This is a genomic window from Lewinella sp. W8 (assembly GCF_004375085.3).
Classification (GTDB): Bacteria; Bacteroidota; Bacteroidia; order Chitinophagales; family Saprospiraceae; genus Neolewinella.
The window spans coordinates 103,972-119,588 of record NZ_SNAQ03000018.1 but is presented as its reverse complement, the minus strand read 5'-3'; the positions used below and the strand labels follow the sequence as shown (position 1 = coordinate 119,588).

Genomic DNA, 15,617 nt, shown 5'->3' with positions numbered 1-15,617 from the left:
CCGGATCATCCGGGACCGGCGCTGCGGTTTAAGGTAGTAGGTTAGCGTGTAACCTACTGAAAATCGGGATCGTTGTTGATGCTGCCACCACCGAAGGGGTCGTTGGGCAGGAACAAGGAGTCTCGTCCGTTTTCCAGCAGGTCTTCATTACCACTGGAGTAGGCCTCACAGTCTAATTCAATCCCCAGAGATCCGCGGGGGCGGGTAAAGTCCCGCTTGGTGTCCCATTCGATGTTTTCGTCTTGCTGGGCGTTCTTGACGAATTCCCGGAAGAAGGGCTTGGCCATGTGGGAACCTCCCCCCAGGCCGAGGCTGCGGAAGCGAATCCATCGGGCGTCACCACCGACCCAGGTACCCACGACGAGCTCGGGGGTAAGGCCCATGTACCAACCGTCCGTCTGGTCGTTCGTGGTACCGGTTTTACCGCCTACCGGTCCCTGCACACCACGCAGATTACCCACGGAGGCTTTTCTGAGCATGTCTACCATGACGTAATTGGCGGCGGGGCTGATGGCCTGCCGGGTTTCCGGGATGTATTCATATATCACCCGCCCGGTACGATCTTCAATTCTGGTCAGAAATACCGGACGGTTAAAGATGCCACCATTTCCGAAGGTAGTGTAGGCACCGGTCATCTGCCGTACGGTAAGGTCTACGGAACCCAGGGCAATGGAGGGAGCATCCGGGATTTCTGATTTGGGGATGCCCATATTGGCGACCAGATTCCGGACGGGCTCCGTAGATCCGAGTTCCTGCATCAGGTAGGCCGAAACGGTGTTCACGGAGTTCTTCAGGCCGTAGTAGAGGTTCATAAACTCTCCGCTGTAGTTATCGGAGGCGTTTCGGGGAGTCCAGGGTTCGGCCAGGTAGAAACTCCCGTCGCCGGGAGCGATGGTTACCGGAGCATCGAGTACTTCAAAACAGGGACTGATGCCCCGCAAGTCAACGGAAGTAGCGTAAATAAAGGGTTTGAAGGTCGAGCCCACCTGCCGTTTGGTAGTGACGTGATCAAACTGGAACCACTTGAAATTAGTCCCCCCAACCCAGGTGCGCACGAAGCCCGTCGTGGGTTCGACCGACATGGAACCAAACTGGAGAATCATTTTATGGTAGCGGATACTGTCCAGTGGTGTCATGGTCGTATCGGTTTCCATGCGCGCATTATCGTAGGTGAATACTCGCATTTTCACGGGTTCGGCGAATTGCTGGTCCACTACCTTTTGGAGTTCGTACCACGCGGTCTTCAACTCCTCAAATTCTTCCAGCTTCATGACCTGCCGGTACTTGTCGGCCAGTTTATTGCCGATCATCTTGCGGCGCACCAAACTGCGGATGATTCCGGGTTCTTCCGATTCCATCACGATCCTCAGGACCTCGCGGTCATCCGCGTGAAAGGTGAGGTCGCTTTTTTTGTTGACCTTATTAATCACGGGCAGGAGGATTCTGGACCGTAGTCGCTGATAGCGATCGGACCTTCTTATCTCCCGCCGTAGGCTCTCCTGTCGGATATCAACCGGGATTTCGGTTTCGCTGTAGGGACTTTCGTAGGTCCAGGGGTCTTCGTTTCTCCAGTGACGGAAAAACTCCTTTTGCAGCCCTTTCATGTGTTTAACGGCCTGTTCCTCCGCGTGCGCCTGCATGGCGGGGTTGATGGTGGTGTAGAACGTCAGCCCGTCGCGATCTACGTTGTAGGGCGTTCCGTCGGTTTTCAGATACTGGTCCTGGGCCAGAATTCTCTTTGCTTCCTCTTTGAGGACCATCCGGAAGTAGGGGGCAAGTCCATCGTCGTGGGTTTGGTTGCTGTACTCAATGCCTAACGGCAGGGCCTTAAGTCGCTCAAATTCTTCGCGACTCAGTTTATCGTTCCGCACCATTTGGGCGAGCACCACGTTACGGCGATTCATGACCCCTTCGGGGTTACGGAGCGGATTGTATAGCGAAGAGTTTTTGAGCATGCCCACGAGGGTGGCCGCTTCGTGCAGTTCCAACTCGTGGGGGCGTTTACCTCCGAAATAGTTTTCGCTGGCCGCCCGGATACCCTGCGCCCCGTTGATGAAGTCGTAGCGATTGAGGTACATCGCGATAATTTCCTGCTTGGTGTATTTCCGTTCTAAGCGAACGGCAATGATCCACTCCTGCAGCTTTTGGAACAGCCTTTCCACGATGTTCTTACTCCCCTCGCCGCCTTCGGTGAATAAGAGTTTGGCGAGCTGCTGGGTGATCGTGGAGCCACCGCCCGAAGACCGTTGTCCCATGATCCCCGTCTTTACCACGGCACGGGCGAGCGCCCGCCAGTCAATACCGCTGTGGTTGTAGTAGCGCTCATCCTCGGTCGCCACCAGGGCTGGTTCGAGGTGGGGCCCCAGATCCTCAAAGTCAACCATGACCCGGTTTTCCAGGAAGTAGCGTCCGAGTACCGTCACGCCATCTCCCGCGATCACTCGGCTGGCCTCATTGTTCTGGGGGTTCTCCAGTTCGGTTACGGAGGGGAGGTTGGTGAAACTAAGACTAACGAAAACGAGAATACCAATAATGGGGACCGCGAAAACCAGACGCCAAAACCAAACCAGAAGGTTTCGGTGGGTAGGATTATCGACTGAACCCAAAAAAAATGCTTTGATCCGGGACATGTAGGCCTTATTTAAGATTTTGCCGTTGTTCAAACGATGCGGGGGTAAAGATCGGTATAATAGTTTGATGACTAGGGGTGAAGCAGTAAGTGCGGGCAGTTGACGAGTATTCGGGGAGGGTGAGAAGGAATTCGGTGGAGAAGCTAGCGGGCAAAATTCGTCTACTAAGTCTACATGTAGACTTAGTCGATTTTTTGCCGGCTCCCCTAAAAAGAACCCTCCTTCTCCCTACCCAATTATCCCGACCGTCCACTCACCGCAGCACGGATTTCGGCATCGAAATCTTGCGATCCCTTCAGTAGCTCAGGCAAAGGCCATTATGCCATGGCCCGCACCACCTTGGCGATAATGTCACAGGCCTCGTGCAGTTCCTGTTCCGAAATTACCAGCGGGGGCGCAAACCGGATGATGTTGCCGTGCGTAGGCTTGGCCAGTAACCCATGCTCGGCCAGCGCCAGGCAGAAGTTCCAGGCCGTCTTGCTGTCCGGACTATCGTTAATGACCAGGGCATTCAGCAAGCCCTTGCCGCGCACCAGACTGAGCAGGGCAGGGTACTGGTCAACGAGCTCCTGCATCCGCTGCCGGAAGACGATCCCCAATTGGCGGGCATTTTGGGTCAGCTTTTCGTCGCGGATGACCTCCAGTGCCTCCTGAGCAACGGCGCAGGCAACGGGATTTCCGCCAAAGGTGGAGCCGTGTTGGCCGGGCTTGATTACCTCCATGATGGGGTCGTCCGCCAGTACCGCAGATACCGGATAGGTTCCCCCACTGAGCGCCTTACCCAGAATCAGGATGTCGGGCCGGGTGTAGGTAGCCTGTTGTTCACAGTGTCCCTGACAGCTACAGTCGCCGCAGATACGGAGCAGCGCTCCGGTCCGGCCGATGCCCGTTTGGATTTCATCGGCGATGAAAAGTACGTTGTGCTCCCGGCACAAGGCCGCTACCTGAGGGATGTAATCTTCCCCGGGAACAAATACTCCCGCTTCTCCCTGGATGGGTTCCACCAGTACCCCGGCGATGGTTTCGGGTTGGTTGGCCAACGCCGTGCGCATGGCTTCAACGTCTCCGTAGGGAACGGTCTCAAACCCAGGCGTGTAGGGCCCAAAGCTTCCCTTCGCGTCGGGATCGGAACTGAAGGAAATAATGGTAGTGGTACGGCCGTGGAAATTTTGTCCACAAACAATGATTCGGGCCTGATCCGTGGGAATGCCCTTTTTTTCGTAGCCCCATTTCCGGCAAAGTTTGATGGCCGTTTCTACGCCCTCCGCCCCGGTATTCATGGGCAGTACTTTGTCGAAGCCGAAGTATTTGGTCAGGTAGCGTTCGTACTCCCCCAGCCGATCGTTGTGAAAGGCCCGACTGGTGAGCGATAATTTTCGGCTCTGTTCCACCAGCGTGTCCACGATCCGGGGGTGGCAATGTCCCTGGTTTACGGCCGAGTAGGCGCTCAGGAAGTCGAAGTACTGCTTGCCGGTTACGTCCCAAACGTAACAACCCTTGCCCTCGCTGAGGACTACGGGTAGTGGATGATAATTGTGGGCTCCGTGTTGATCTTCCAGATCAATGTGGTACTGGGCGGTTTTGTTGTTGGTTTCAGTCATGGTTAGTCAGCTTTCGGCAAAGATAGCACCCCGCGAACGCAAAATATTCATGAACACCCGTTGGGAAAGCGGCCCAGGAGAGTGATACTCCCAACTATTTACTCAACCAGAATAGCAGGTTGCGCAGCAGCTTAATGTTGTTTGCCGCGGCGGGGTTGTTTAATCCCATGGGATAGGCGTTGGGGCCCGCCAGCTGAGCCGAAAACATGGCGGCTTCACCGCTGGCTACGACTCTCCCATGACCGATGCTGCGATATCCCAACTGATGGAGCCCCCGGGCGGAAGTGCGCGGAACGTCCGCAGAAAAAACGGCGGGACGATTCGTGAAGTATACCTGAAAGTCATCATTGAAGGAAAGCAAGGGAGTCCCGTCGGGAGGCAGCGCAAAGGCGCTGCCCGTGAAGCTTACGATGGAATCAAGGCCTTCCGTGATGGGGTCAGAATGAAGGGTTTTCTCGGCCCTGGTGAAGAAATCAAAATTACGGTTGCCGTCGTTGGCGTACACGTTCAGCCAGGCGAAGCCCAGCGCCTGCCCCAGCTCCTGGGCTGCTCCCCCGAAGGGCATATGGTCCGCAATGAGGAAAAGCCCGCCGCCGCCGTCAATCCATTCCCTCGTCGCCGCAATCTCCTCCCGGGAAAAGGCCGAGGGATTGGGAGTGGGCCAGGAGTTGGCGTTGCTTTCGTGGAGGGCGTTGGAAATCACGTAAACGTCGCATCCGGCGAAGGTGGCGGGAGACAGGGCTCCCGTTCGGGAGACGACCCCGTAACCATCGGCTTCGAGGATGTTGGCAAAGGCTCGGTAGCGACCGTTCAGGGTGTGAAAGTTGTTGTGTCCCGCGTCAATGCAAACCGTCGGGCCTTCCCCTTCCGCGAACCGGGGGACTTCAATGGTGAAAAAATCGGTAGTGTCCGGCAACTGTTGGGCGGATGACCGTTCGGTACTGATCGTTAGCAGCACGACCAGTAGAATTAGCGGGCGCATGGCAGTGGTTTCTTTCTAAGATGAGACTTTTGCCGGGAATGGCGTAAAGCCTACCACCCCCCAACGCCGCCACCGCCGCCGCCACTGCCGACCGAACCGCCACCACCGGAGGATGACCCTCCGGAACTGGCCTGGGTAGCGGTGCTGGAATACTGGGCGCGAAACTGTTTGTGGAAGGTCGGGGCGTAATATAGTTGATGTTCCATGGTGGAGAGCAAATCACTGGCCAGGTCCGCTGACCAGTTGTTGGATACTCCGAGTGCCATGGCGTAGGGCAGCATGCTCAGGTAGTGCTCTTCGGTCATTTCCGGAGCGTTCAGCGTACGCCGGTGTTCCTCTTTGGATAGGGAGAAATACTCTTTGAGACCCTTGATCTCCGCCCGGAGCTGCAGTTTCTCCGGGGTAGGCTTGCGGATCAACCAGGCGAAAACCGGCAGTCCCACCACCAACCCGGCGCCCAGGGTGATGATGGCCGGAAACGCGTAGCCCGTAGTATCCCACTTCGCGAGCAGCGCCGTCAGGCCGATGGCGGGCAGGAGAATGCCCACCAGGGGAAGAATCTTTTTGGCGTTATTGCCCTCATTCAGGAATTTACGGTGCTGCCGACGCAGGCTCTGCTGGTGCTCACTGAAGGCCTTGGCCAGCTTTGAATTATAGGAGCCGTTCAATTCGATCACGTCCTGGTCGTCCAACAGATGATCGTATACGGCTTGCTCTTCCGGCGTCAGCTCGTCGGGGGAGGGAATCTTTCCGCAGGGATGCAGGACGAACATCTCGGAATTGGTAAAAATCCCCTTCTTTTCCTCTTCCGTGATTTCCATAAAGCCCTTTTGGGTCAGAGAAACCAGGGTGGCGATCATCTGGTTCTCGCTGGGGAAGCCCGTGGCGATGTAGCCCACGCTGGCCGGAGAGAGACCTTCCGGCGGGGCGAATTGTATCCGCACGGGGGGACTCGGGGGATCCTGGCCGTACCGCTGCCAACTGTTGAAGCCGTAGAATAGTGCGCCCAGAATTCCCAGCAGACCAACCAGCCAGCCGCCGTTGGTTTTTCCCCAGGAGGGAGGCGGTGGCCGATTGACCACCCCGGAGGGCCACCCAACCGCTACGGTCATGCCGTGGCCGGGAATCAGTTGCTGAGTAGCGTTAAAGCGCACCACGTCGCCGGTTTGCTCGGCCGAGCAGTTACTTTCCCGGGCGTTGACTGGCCCGGTGTAGCAGGACCACTGCGTCGGGGTTACTCCGGCGGGCGTCCGGACCTCCACCGAGGCCCGAATCACGGGAATGCTGTTTTCGGTGCCAATGGCCGTCCAGCTGATCTCGTCAACCTCCGGCGTGAAGTACACCTGGTTCGGGCTGCGGTAGGTGATCTCGTAGGTGTAGGTGCCGGGATTCAGGAAAACGTCGGCCCGACCGGCATAAAGCGTCAGGTTGCCGCCGCCCTTACTGGTGTGGTAATCCTCTTCCATGCCGTCCCGTCTGACGGAAATGATGTCGTAGGATTGGTTGCGCGCCCGCTGGTCCTCCACTTTGCTGCGCAGGGGGAAGGCCCGGGTAATGCCCCGCTTGATTTGATCTCCGGTGACGGACACCCGAATGGTTTCGGTGACCTCCAGTGAACCGTCGGTCTGAATGCGGAGGACCACATCGTAGTCCTGAATGGCCTCCCGTTGGGCCTGGACCAGGATCGAGGTAGAGCAAAAAAGCGTAATCGCCAGCAATAAGGTGCGCATAATGAAGGTGGTGTTGGACAAATATAAACGTTGAAATTCTTTGCTGATACCGGGGCGAGGGACCGCAGGTGCAAAGAAGTCCGGTATGGCCGAAAACCTGGCTTCAACCGATATACTTAGAACCTGTACCGGCAAAGCCGAGTATTCCGCTTCGCTCCACACTCCGTTGCATTCGCTTCTCTACCCAACCCGAGGAAGTGCAGGCCACCGAAGAGAATCTCCAGCATCTTTGATGGGGGATAATGCTTTGGATCATCGGCAATCTAGTCGCCGCGGTCAGGCAAGGCAACTCCGTCGGGGGCTGATTCGACTAATTTCGGGGAAAAGACGATTAACGATGACGGATTGCACACGCCCGGATCGTTATCTTGGCAACCACCGTTTGAAATATGACCTACTCCCTTCGCCCCCTTCTCTTACTGGTGCTCGGGCTTTCCCTTTGCGGCTGCCAGGAGCTCACCCTCACAGATGATCGCGCCCGTCCCGAGCCGCCGGCCCTGCCGGCACCCGCCATGGAATGCCCGCCCGTGGTGAGCGTCAAGGCAGATAAAATGAATGTCCTCTGGGTCGGCCTCGAGAACCCCATCACGCTGGAGGCAGAGTACGCCAGTCTAAACTCATTCAAGATTCTCGTCTCTGGGGGTAAGTCTGTTTTTCATGGGGCCGGAGGGGAATACATCATTCGGCCCTACGAAGCCGGAGAAGTTCGCCTCCTCGTACTGAATGAAGTGGGCCTGCAGGTTGCCAAGAAAGTATTCCGGGCTAAACGTGTTCCCGCTCCAATGGTGCGCCTTGGGAATAGCCTGGGGGGTAATATCTCGGCGGGACAATTCAAAGCTCAAGCGGGGATTAATGCCCTGTTAGACAATTTTGATTTTGACCTGATGTGCCAAATCTCGGGTTTCGTATTGACCCGAGTGAAATCTAACGGTGAAGTAGAAAAAGTCAGTAACCGGGGAGGCAAGTTTGATGGACCAACATTGGCCTTGACCACCCGGGGAGAACCCGGCGATCACTTCCTGTTTACGGAAGTTAAGGTGCGATGCCCCGGCGATTCAAGTTTTCAATCCGTGAATTCGCTCGCCTTTAGCCTCCAATGATGCGTACCTTCGCCAGCCGTTATCATGGTCGTTGCCCTTCTCTTATTGCTGACGCTGCTGGCCGGTGCCTTTTTCTTCCTCACCGCCCGACTGCTGCCCTTTGCCGTACTGCAACCGGGGCGACGCATCTCGCATCGTACGCCGGAGGAATTCGGGGTTCCCTACGAACACTTGCGGTTCGAAGGTGCGGATGGGGTTGAACTTGATACATTCTACGTGCCGGCCACGGTTACGCCGAGGGCAAATTTCATCATGCTGCACGGCGTGGGGAGTTGTAAGGAAGTCTACCTTCCCTATGTGGCGGCGCTGGCCAGGCGCGGGTTCAACGTGATGATCTGGGACCAGCGTGCCCACGGCAAAAGTGGGGGCGCTTACCTGACCTACGGCTACCGGGAGTGGCAGGACGTGGCCCGGGCGGTGGACTGGCTGGAAGCGAGAAACCCCGGCCTGCCAACGGGCATTTACGGCAACTCCATGGGCGGGGCCGTTGCCCTCCAGAGCCTGGCCCGGGAGCCGAGACTGAAATTTGGTCTCATCGAGAGCACCTTCACCGACTTGCGGGAGGTCACCAACGCCTACGGGCGTCGGATGAGTGGTTTCCCCCTGCCGTACTGGGTGACGGACCTGGTACTCTTCTTCGCCGGCAGGATCGCAAATTTCCGCCCCGGCCAGGTACGGCCCATTGACGCGGCCCGGTCCATCCGACAACCCGTTCAGCTGATTCACGGGGATGCCGACGCCAACATCAACGTCGCCCACGCCCACCGCTTGCTGGCGGCCATCGGGTCGGCGGATAAAAACCTTTACCTCGTGGCGGGCGGAGACCACGCTGACCTCTGGGAAGTGGGAGGGAAAGCTTACGCAGCGGTTTGGTTTGGTTTTTTGGAGCGGATGGTCCGGTAGTCCCTGCCCCAAAATTCCTATATTTCGCGCCAACCAAATTCAACCCCGTGCATAAACTCCTGCTCAGTGGTCTGCTGTTACTGGCTGGCCTAAGCCTTTCGGCCCAAACCAGTAACTCCGAAGAAGACCGCCCCCTTACGTATTATCTGCCCGATCTCGACTACGATCAAAGCATCACCACGCCCGAAGAATTCCTCGGCTGGCAAATTGGCGACTGGCACATCAGCCACGACCTCCAGCAAGCCTACATGCGGCTACTGGCCAGCCAGAGTGACCGCATTAAGCTGGAGGAGATTGGCCGGACCTACGAGGACCGCCCGCTGCTGAACCTCATCTTCACCAGTCCGGATAACCAAGCCCGGTTGGAAGATCTCCGGGTGAAACACGAATTCTGGAACGTGCGCAACAGCAACGTCCGGGAGGGCGACCTCGCCGACGTACCGGCGGTACTGTACCAGGGATTCAGCATCCACGGTAACGAGCCGAGCGGTGGCAACGCAGCTCCGTTGGTGGCCTATTACCTGGCGGCAGCACCCTATGACGTGGTGGCCGAGGTACTGGACAACAACATCATCCTCTTCGATCCCTGCTACAATCCGGATGGCTTCAACCGTTTTGCCAGCTGGGCCAACGTGCACAAGAATAAAGTGATGACCGCCGACGGGCAGGACCGCGAATACAACGAGGCCTACCCCCGCGGCCGGACGAACCACTACTGGTTCGACCTGAACCGCGACTGGCTTCCCGTCCAGCACCCCGAAAGCCGGGCCCGCATCAAGCAGTTTCACGAATGGAAGCCCAACGTACTGACCGACCACCACGAGATGGGCACGAACGCTACGTTCTTTTTCATGCCGGGCGAGCCCACGCGGATTCACCCCATGACACCCCAGGTGAACCAGGACCTGACGGCCAGGATCGGGGAGTACCACGCCGAAGCACTGGATGAAATCGGGTCCCTTTACTACAGTGGCGAGGGCTACGATGATTTCTACTACGGAAAGGGCTCCACTTATCCCGACATCAACGGTTGCGTGGGGATTCTCTTCGAGCAGGCAAGTTCCCGCGGTCATCTTCAGGAGTCCGAGAATGGCTTGCTGTCTTTTCCCTTCACCATCCGCAATCAGGTGGCCACGGCCATGAGCACCATCAAGGCCTTCGGGGAGTTGCGGGATGACCTGTTGCGCTACCAGCGAAACTTCAACCTCAACAACGTGGCGGAAGACGGCTACGTAGTGGACACCGATAATGACCCGGGCCGTGCCCGGGAGCTGGCGGAAATCATGCGTCGCCACGACGTGCCCGTCAAGCAGGACGGTGACGGAAACCCCGACCGCTACTGGTTTGGGGCGACGCCCTTCACCAAGGCCGTTTTTGAGCCGATCACGGAATTCGAGGATAGTCTGTTTTACGATGTATCCACCTTCGTCATGCCCTACGCCTTCAACCTTCCCTACGAGAAGGTGACGGGTGGATTACCCGCCGGAGGTGACTGGATGCCGCTGGGCGGCACCGGAATGGAAGAGCCTACGGCGGATCGGGCGGACTACGCCTACCTGCTCCCCTGGAACGATTACTACAGCGCCAAGGCCGCCTACATGTTCCTGGATGCCGGGGTCATTGCCAAGGTCTCCAGCAAGCCCTTTACCACCAGGGATGGTGTGGAAATGGGCCGGGGCACCATAATGATTCCCGTGGGTAACAATCAGACGATGGACGAGGATGAGCTCTTCGAACTGGTGCGTGAGGTGGAGTCTGCCACCGGCATTGACGTGCTGGCCGTGAATACGGGTACCGTCGATCAGGGACTCATGTTGGGGAGCCGTTCGGCCTACGAATCCCTGCGGAAGCCGGAAATTGCCGTGCTCGTGGAGGGGGGAACCCGGAGCTACGACGTAGGTGAAGTCTGGCACCTGCTGGATCAGCGGTTCAACATTCCAATCACCAAACTGTCCGTTGACCGGGTGGCCCGGGCCGACCTGGATCGCTACAACACCATCATCATGGTGGACGGTTACTACGGCGGACTGGGGGACGCCGGTACGGAGGCCATTAAAGAATGGATGGGGCCCGGTCGGGTGCTCATCACCCAGAAGGGAGCAGCCTCCTGGGCTGCCCGCAATGACCTGGCGAATATTACGATGCGGTCCCGGAAAGACCCCGATGCCGGAGACACGGACCGCCGGCCCTACGGGATGGCGGGCCGCGACGGTGGCGGTAAGGTGCTTGGTGGCGCGATCTATGAAGCTACCGGCGACCTGACCCATCCGCTCCTCTTTGGTTTAGAACGCGAATCGTTGCCCATGTTTAAGCGGGGGACGATGATGTTTGAACCTTCACGCAATGTTTACGCCAGCCCGTTGATGTACGGTGAAAATGCACTGATGAGTGGCTATTCCCCCCGCGGATTTGAGGACCAACTGGCGAACTCCGCGGCGGTGATTGTTTCCGGTCGGAATGGCGGCCGGTCCATCAATTTTGCCGACAACCCCAATTTCCGCGCCTTCTGGTACGGCTCAAACCGCCCCTTCCTCAACGCCATTTTCTTTGGCAGTACGATCAGCGGTTCGACGATTGAATAGCCGGTTGCGTTTGGAAACCGATGAGGCGTGACCGCAGGTAGAGCACGAGGGCGCTAACGCGCAGGTGCCGTGCGGTGGACCTGAAGCAATGAATGGATGAGGGATTGAATGACGGAAGCAAAATAATCTGCATCTTCCGCTATTCAATCCCTCTTTTTTTTGCCATAAACACGGCACCCCGGTTGAGCACGGGGGTTCCGTTATCACTGCACCTGCGGTGACGCCAAATTATTGGCTTGCTAGTGGAACACGAGGTGCAGCGCCAGCAGCGAAAGCGCCAGGCCAAGGCCCAGCCAGGCGGTATCTCTACCGTCGGCTTCCAGTAGTTTCCGGAGTGGTCGGATTCGGTTTTTGCCCGGTAACAACTGGAAAATCACGAACAGACCCACAATTACGATGCCCGCCCGGACGAAGTAATTCATGTCCGGAAATTGCCATTTGATGAGTAGGTTGAGGGGAGCGGAGGCCACGAAGGCCCACAGCGTGATGCGGGGCACCGGAGCGATGAGTAGGACCGCCGAGAGAATCACGACCACGATGCCACAATTGACGAAATAGCGGAGTTCGTTGAGGGTGTGGGTGAAGGCCGCTTCGGGGTTGTTGAATTTTACGAGCATCAGGGTCAGGCCCATACCGATGCCCGTTAACAGCGTAACCAATATGGTTTTTCTTCCGGCCGCCACCATTTCGGCGTCCGTAGCCTGGGGGCGTAGGTAGCGCTTATACACGTCCACGCTCCACAGCGTAGCCAGACTGTTGAAGGTGGAATCAACGGTAGACATCAGGCTGGCGAAGAGGGCACAAAGGATGATGCCCTTAAGTCCGACGGGCAGGTAAGTATCCACGAGGTAGGGGAAGGTGCTGTCGGGGTCGGCCAGGCCATTTTCGCCGAGAATACCGAACAGGGCAATGCCCGGAACGATGATGATGACGGCCATCAGGTATTTGGTGAGTCCGCCAACCATCAGGCCTACCTGGGCTTCCCGGAGACTGCGGGCCGCCAGGCTCCGCTGCACTACGGCCTGGTTGGCACACCAGTAATTGATGTTCAGGAAGAACAGTCCGAAGAGCATGGTCCAGGGCAGGGTAGGGTGATCTGCCGGTAGGTGCAGGTGCATCAACTGCGGAGTCTTTTCGTAGAGTTGCGACCAGCCCCCCAGATGGTGAACGGCAATGAGCGTGACGGCAATTCCGCCGAAGAGCAGGATGCTGAATTGGATGATGTCCGTTTTGACGACTGCGGCCAATCCACCCAGGTAAGTATAAACGGCCGAAAAGACGCCGAGTACCAGGATCAGGGCGCCTACCCTCAGCGCACGGTGGTCGCTGATGAAGGTGAAGTAGTCGCCAAAGACCAGTTCTGCCGCGTAGGCTCCCCAGAACAGGGCCCCGCCGAGCGTGACGGTGGCGAACAGGGCCAGATTCGCCAGGCTGTAGGCCAGCGCCACCCTGGGGCCTACTTTCCGTTCAATGAATTGCGTAATGGTGATGATGCGCTCCCGTAGGTACATGGGGACGAACAGGAAGGCCGCCAGCAGGATGCCCTGAACGGCATTAATCTCGAGGTTGGCCTGGGCCAGGCCATACAGGTAGGCGGAGCCCATCATGCCCAGGAACTGATAGCCCTGAATGTTCGTAGCGATGGTGGACATGGCCACCGAAGGCCACCGGAGATTACGATTGGAGAGGAAATAGGCTTCCGCACTGGTGTCCTCGTCCCGGTTACGGCCGCCGAGGGCGGCCAGCATGATGACGGTAAAGTAGACGAGGACGATCAGCAAATCAATCATGCACGCAAGTTATCATTCTTCGGGAAGCTTGTCCAAGTCGGTGCATTTCTTGGGGCGTGGGGGAAAAGGAGACTACTCAATATTGGGGCATGGGGGGCAAATTTCGTCGACAGAGTCTACTAGTAGACGCTGTCGACCGAGGCAAAAAAAATCCGAAAAACCTTCCTCGGCATTGCTTGTCTCCGGGAGCTCTTCGCGATTGTGTAATCAATCCCTCCACGCTAAGGCGGAGCATCGCTGGGAAAATAGTGGGATTTGCCCCTAAATTGTCCTGACCAAATTGACCGCTATGAAATACCTCCCGTTTATTGCCCTGTTGGCTATCCTTTCGTCCTGTGAATCTCCCACATCCCCGCCAGCCGAACCGGCGGCGGATAGCAACCTGGCGACCTATCACGATCTGGGTGATGCGCCACAAGCCCAGCTTTCGGGCGGAGCCCGGATGATTCCCATCACTACTCCCGCCGGAGACTTCAACGTCTGGACCAAAAGAGTGGGAAATAATCCAGACGTCAAGGTCCTGCTACTGCATGGTGGTCCCGGCGCCAATCACGCCTACTTCGAGTGTTTCGACAGTTACTTTCCTGGAGCAGGAATCGAATATTATTACTACGATCAACTGGGGTCCAGGTTAAGCGACGTACCCACCGACGCCAGCCTTTGGACCATCGATCGATTTGTGGACGAAGTGGAGCAGGTCCGCCAGGCCCTGGGCCTGGATAAAGACAATTTCTACATCCTCGGGCACAGTTGGGGGGGGATTCTCGGCATCGAGTACGCCCTGAAGCATCAGGACAAAATGAATGGGTTGGTGGTTAGCAACATGATGGCCTCCATTTCCGATTACAATGCCTACGCCCAGGATGTCCTCGGTCCCGCCCTGGACCCCGATACCCTGGCAAGGATTCTGGCTTACGAGGAGGCGGAGGACTTTGGAAATCCGAATTACCTCAATACCATCTACAACAATTATTATCCTCGACATGTCCTGCGTATGCCACTGGAAGATTGGCCGGAACCCGTCAATCGGGGATTTGATGGGCTAAACGAGCAGATTTACGTTGGCATGCAGGGGCCCAGCGAATTTGGCATTAAGGGAGACGCCTCGCTAAAGGATTGGGACCGAATGGAGGACCTGAAAAATATCACCATTCCGGTGCTCACCATCGGCGGGCAGTATGACACGATGGATCCGGAGCACATGCGGGCAATGGCCGACGAATTCCCCAACGGTAGTCACGTGCACTGTCCGGAGGGAAGTCACTTCAGCTTTTATGACGATCAGAACACTTACTTCACGGGATTGATTGAATGGATCCGGAAGACTGAAGCCGGGGAGTAGGGGGGTGGTCTGTTGGTTTGTTAGTCTTTTAGTCTGTTGGTCTTTTAGTCTGTTAGACCGTTAGACTGTGGGGGCTGACTCTAAAGTTTTAGGCGGCTACCCGTTGCATTTGCCGGAGTACGTCGGCGTCGGCTGCGGGGGCAAAGAGCAGATCTCCGTTGCGGTCGTCGACGACCTCAAGATGCATTTCCTGAGCCAGTTTACGGGCCAGTTTGCCAAGTTCCTGAGCGTAGGGTAGGGGATTCCCCTGGGCAGCATAGTGATCCGTGATCCCGATGCGAATGAGTTCGTAAGGGTCCTGGCGTAGTAGTAAGTCCCGAAGGTTGTGCTTGCCACTTACCTTGACTTTTCGATGGGTAAGGGCACTCCGCAGTTCTTCCATCGTGGTGAAGACAACTTGCTCGTGGCGAAAGTGGTTCCAGTATTCCCCGTTCCCGCGTCGTTGTACGTAGTGCTTGTAGTGACGACTTTCGGCGGCGCGCTGGCAACTGATGCGCGTCATGGCCTTGGTTTGCTCGAGAAGATTCAGCAGGGCCGCACCGTCCAGTTGAACGTGTTCCGGGAAGACCTCGGCCTCCTTACTCAACTTAATGGCCACGGCCTGCTTGACCTTAGAGCGGCTCGATAGCGCAATGAGCTTGGCCAGCTCAACGGAGAGATAGTATTCCTGAACCAGTGCGTTCCCGGCTTTTCGGGCTCTGGCGTAGTCCTTCATCCCCTCTGCGCGACGGATGCCATCGGGAAATTGATAGACATCCTTGAGCCAATGACGGACGTTGGTCTGGTAATGGTGATCGGTAAGCCCAAGTGCACGATGAAGCTCACTGGCCTTAACAACTCGGGTACCTTTCTTACTGGTTAATATTTGCAATTCCATGTTGGAAACCTGCTGTTTATGAAACAAATCTAGGGCTTGTTTTAAAACAAATCAAGTTTTAAACAAAAAATTTGCACTAA

The 15,617-nt window shown here is 56.9% G+C and carries 10 protein-coding genes; 4 read left to right on the top strand and 6 right to left on the bottom strand.

What is annotated here, in order from left to right; translation table 11 throughout:
- Positions 1–53 precede the first annotated feature (53 nt).
- From E1J53_RS18490 to E1J53_RS18475, 4 genes are all read right to left on the bottom strand, one after another.
- Complete coding sequence (locus tag E1J53_RS18490) at positions 54–2,630, bottom strand: transglycosylase domain-containing protein (protein ID WP_134270708.1); 2,577 nt, start codon at positions 2,628–2,630, stop codon at positions 54–56.
- A gap of 317 nt (positions 2,631–2,947) precedes the next feature.
- Positions 2,948–4,231 carry an ornithine--oxo-acid transaminase gene (gene rocD, locus E1J53_RS18485; protein WP_134270707.1) on the bottom strand — a complete coding sequence of 428 codons (1,284 nt, stop codon included), beginning with the start codon at positions 4,229–4,231 and terminating at the stop codon, positions 2,948–2,950.
- A 94-nt stretch (positions 4,232–4,325) separates the two neighbouring features.
- On the bottom strand, positions 4,326–5,213 hold the full coding sequence (locus E1J53_RS18480; RefSeq protein ID WP_134270706.1) for a hypothetical protein: 888 nt from the start codon (positions 5,211–5,213) through the stop codon (positions 4,326–4,328).
- A gap of 50 nt (positions 5,214–5,263) precedes the next feature.
- Entirely contained in the window at positions 5,264–6,943 is a 1,680-nt protein-coding gene (locus tag E1J53_RS18475; RefSeq protein WP_134270705.1) for a DUF2207 domain-containing protein, read from the bottom strand.
- Between the two features lie 389 nt (positions 6,944–7,332).
- Between E1J53_RS18475 and E1J53_RS18470 the strand changes: the two genes are divergently transcribed.
- Genes E1J53_RS18470 through E1J53_RS18460 form a run of 3 tightly spaced genes read left to right on the top strand, consistent with a single transcriptional unit; the run spans position 7,333 to position 11,528 of the window.
- Positions 7,333–8,043, top strand: coding sequence for a GldM family protein (locus E1J53_RS18470; protein ID WP_134270704.1), 711 nt, complete (start codon positions 7,333–7,335; stop codon positions 8,041–8,043).
- A 24-nt stretch (positions 8,044–8,067) separates the two neighbouring features.
- Positions 8,068–8,946, top strand: a complete 879-nt coding sequence (locus E1J53_RS18465; protein ID WP_134270703.1) for an alpha/beta hydrolase — start codon at positions 8,068–8,070, stop codon at positions 8,944–8,946.
- A gap of 47 nt (positions 8,947–8,993) precedes the next feature.
- Positions 8,994–11,528, top strand: a complete 2,535-nt coding sequence (locus E1J53_RS18460) for a M14 family zinc carboxypeptidase (RefSeq protein ID WP_134270702.1) — start codon at positions 8,994–8,996, stop codon at positions 11,526–11,528.
- A 239-nt stretch (positions 11,529–11,767) separates the two neighbouring features.
- Here the strand turns inward: E1J53_RS18460 and E1J53_RS18455 are convergent, their stop codons facing one another.
- Positions 11,768–13,318: an SLC5 family protein gene (locus E1J53_RS18455; RefSeq protein WP_134270701.1), complete on the bottom strand. Its 1,551-nt coding sequence runs from the start codon at positions 13,316–13,318 to the stop codon at positions 11,768–11,770.
- A 289-nt stretch (positions 13,319–13,607) separates the two neighbouring features.
- Between E1J53_RS18455 and E1J53_RS18450 the strand changes: the two genes are divergently transcribed.
- Complete coding sequence (locus E1J53_RS18450; protein ID WP_134270700.1) at positions 13,608–14,660, top strand: proline iminopeptidase-family hydrolase; 1,053 nt, start codon at positions 13,608–13,610, stop codon at positions 14,658–14,660.
- A gap of 88 nt (positions 14,661–14,748) precedes the next feature.
- Here E1J53_RS18450 and E1J53_RS18445 read toward each other — a convergent pair whose 3' ends face one another.
- Positions 14,749–15,537, bottom strand: a complete 789-nt coding sequence (locus tag E1J53_RS18445; RefSeq protein ID WP_134270699.1) for a hypothetical protein — start codon at positions 15,535–15,537, stop codon at positions 14,749–14,751.
- Positions 15,538–15,617: the final 80 nt, after the last annotated feature.

What these genes read in the sequence shown, in the direction of transcription:
- E1J53_RS18455 (WP_134270701.1), bottom strand. Translation starts at nt 13,318, where the DNA reads ATGATTGATTTGCTGATCGTCCTCGTCTACTTTACCGTCATCATGCTG.
- E1J53_RS18480 (WP_134270706.1), bottom strand. Translation starts at nt 5,213, where the DNA reads ATGCGCCCGCTAATTCTACTGGTCGTGCTGCTAACGATCAGTACCGAA.
- E1J53_RS18475 (WP_134270705.1), bottom strand. Translation starts at nt 6,943, where the DNA reads ATGCGCACCTTATTGCTGGCGATTACGCTTTTTTGCTCTACCTCGATC.
- E1J53_RS18445 (WP_134270699.1), bottom strand. Translation starts at nt 15,537, where the DNA reads ATGGAATTGCAAATATTAACCAGTAAGAAAGGTACCCGAGTTGTTAAG.
- E1J53_RS18470 (WP_134270704.1), top strand. Translation starts at nt 7,333, where the DNA reads ATGACCTACTCCCTTCGCCCCCTTCTCTTACTGGTGCTCGGGCTTTCC.
- E1J53_RS18490 (WP_134270708.1), bottom strand. Translation starts at nt 2,630, where the DNA reads ATGTCCCGGATCAAAGCATTTTTTTTGGGTTCAGTCGATAATCCTACC.
- E1J53_RS18450 (WP_134270700.1), top strand. Translation starts at nt 13,608, where the DNA reads ATGAAATACCTCCCGTTTATTGCCCTGTTGGCTATCCTTTCGTCCTGT.
- E1J53_RS18465 (WP_134270703.1), top strand. Translation starts at nt 8,068, where the DNA reads ATGGTCGTTGCCCTTCTCTTATTGCTGACGCTGCTGGCCGGTGCCTTT.
- rocD (WP_134270707.1), bottom strand. Translation starts at nt 4,231, where the DNA reads ATGACTGAAACCAACAACAAAACCGCCCAGTACCACATTGATCTGGAA.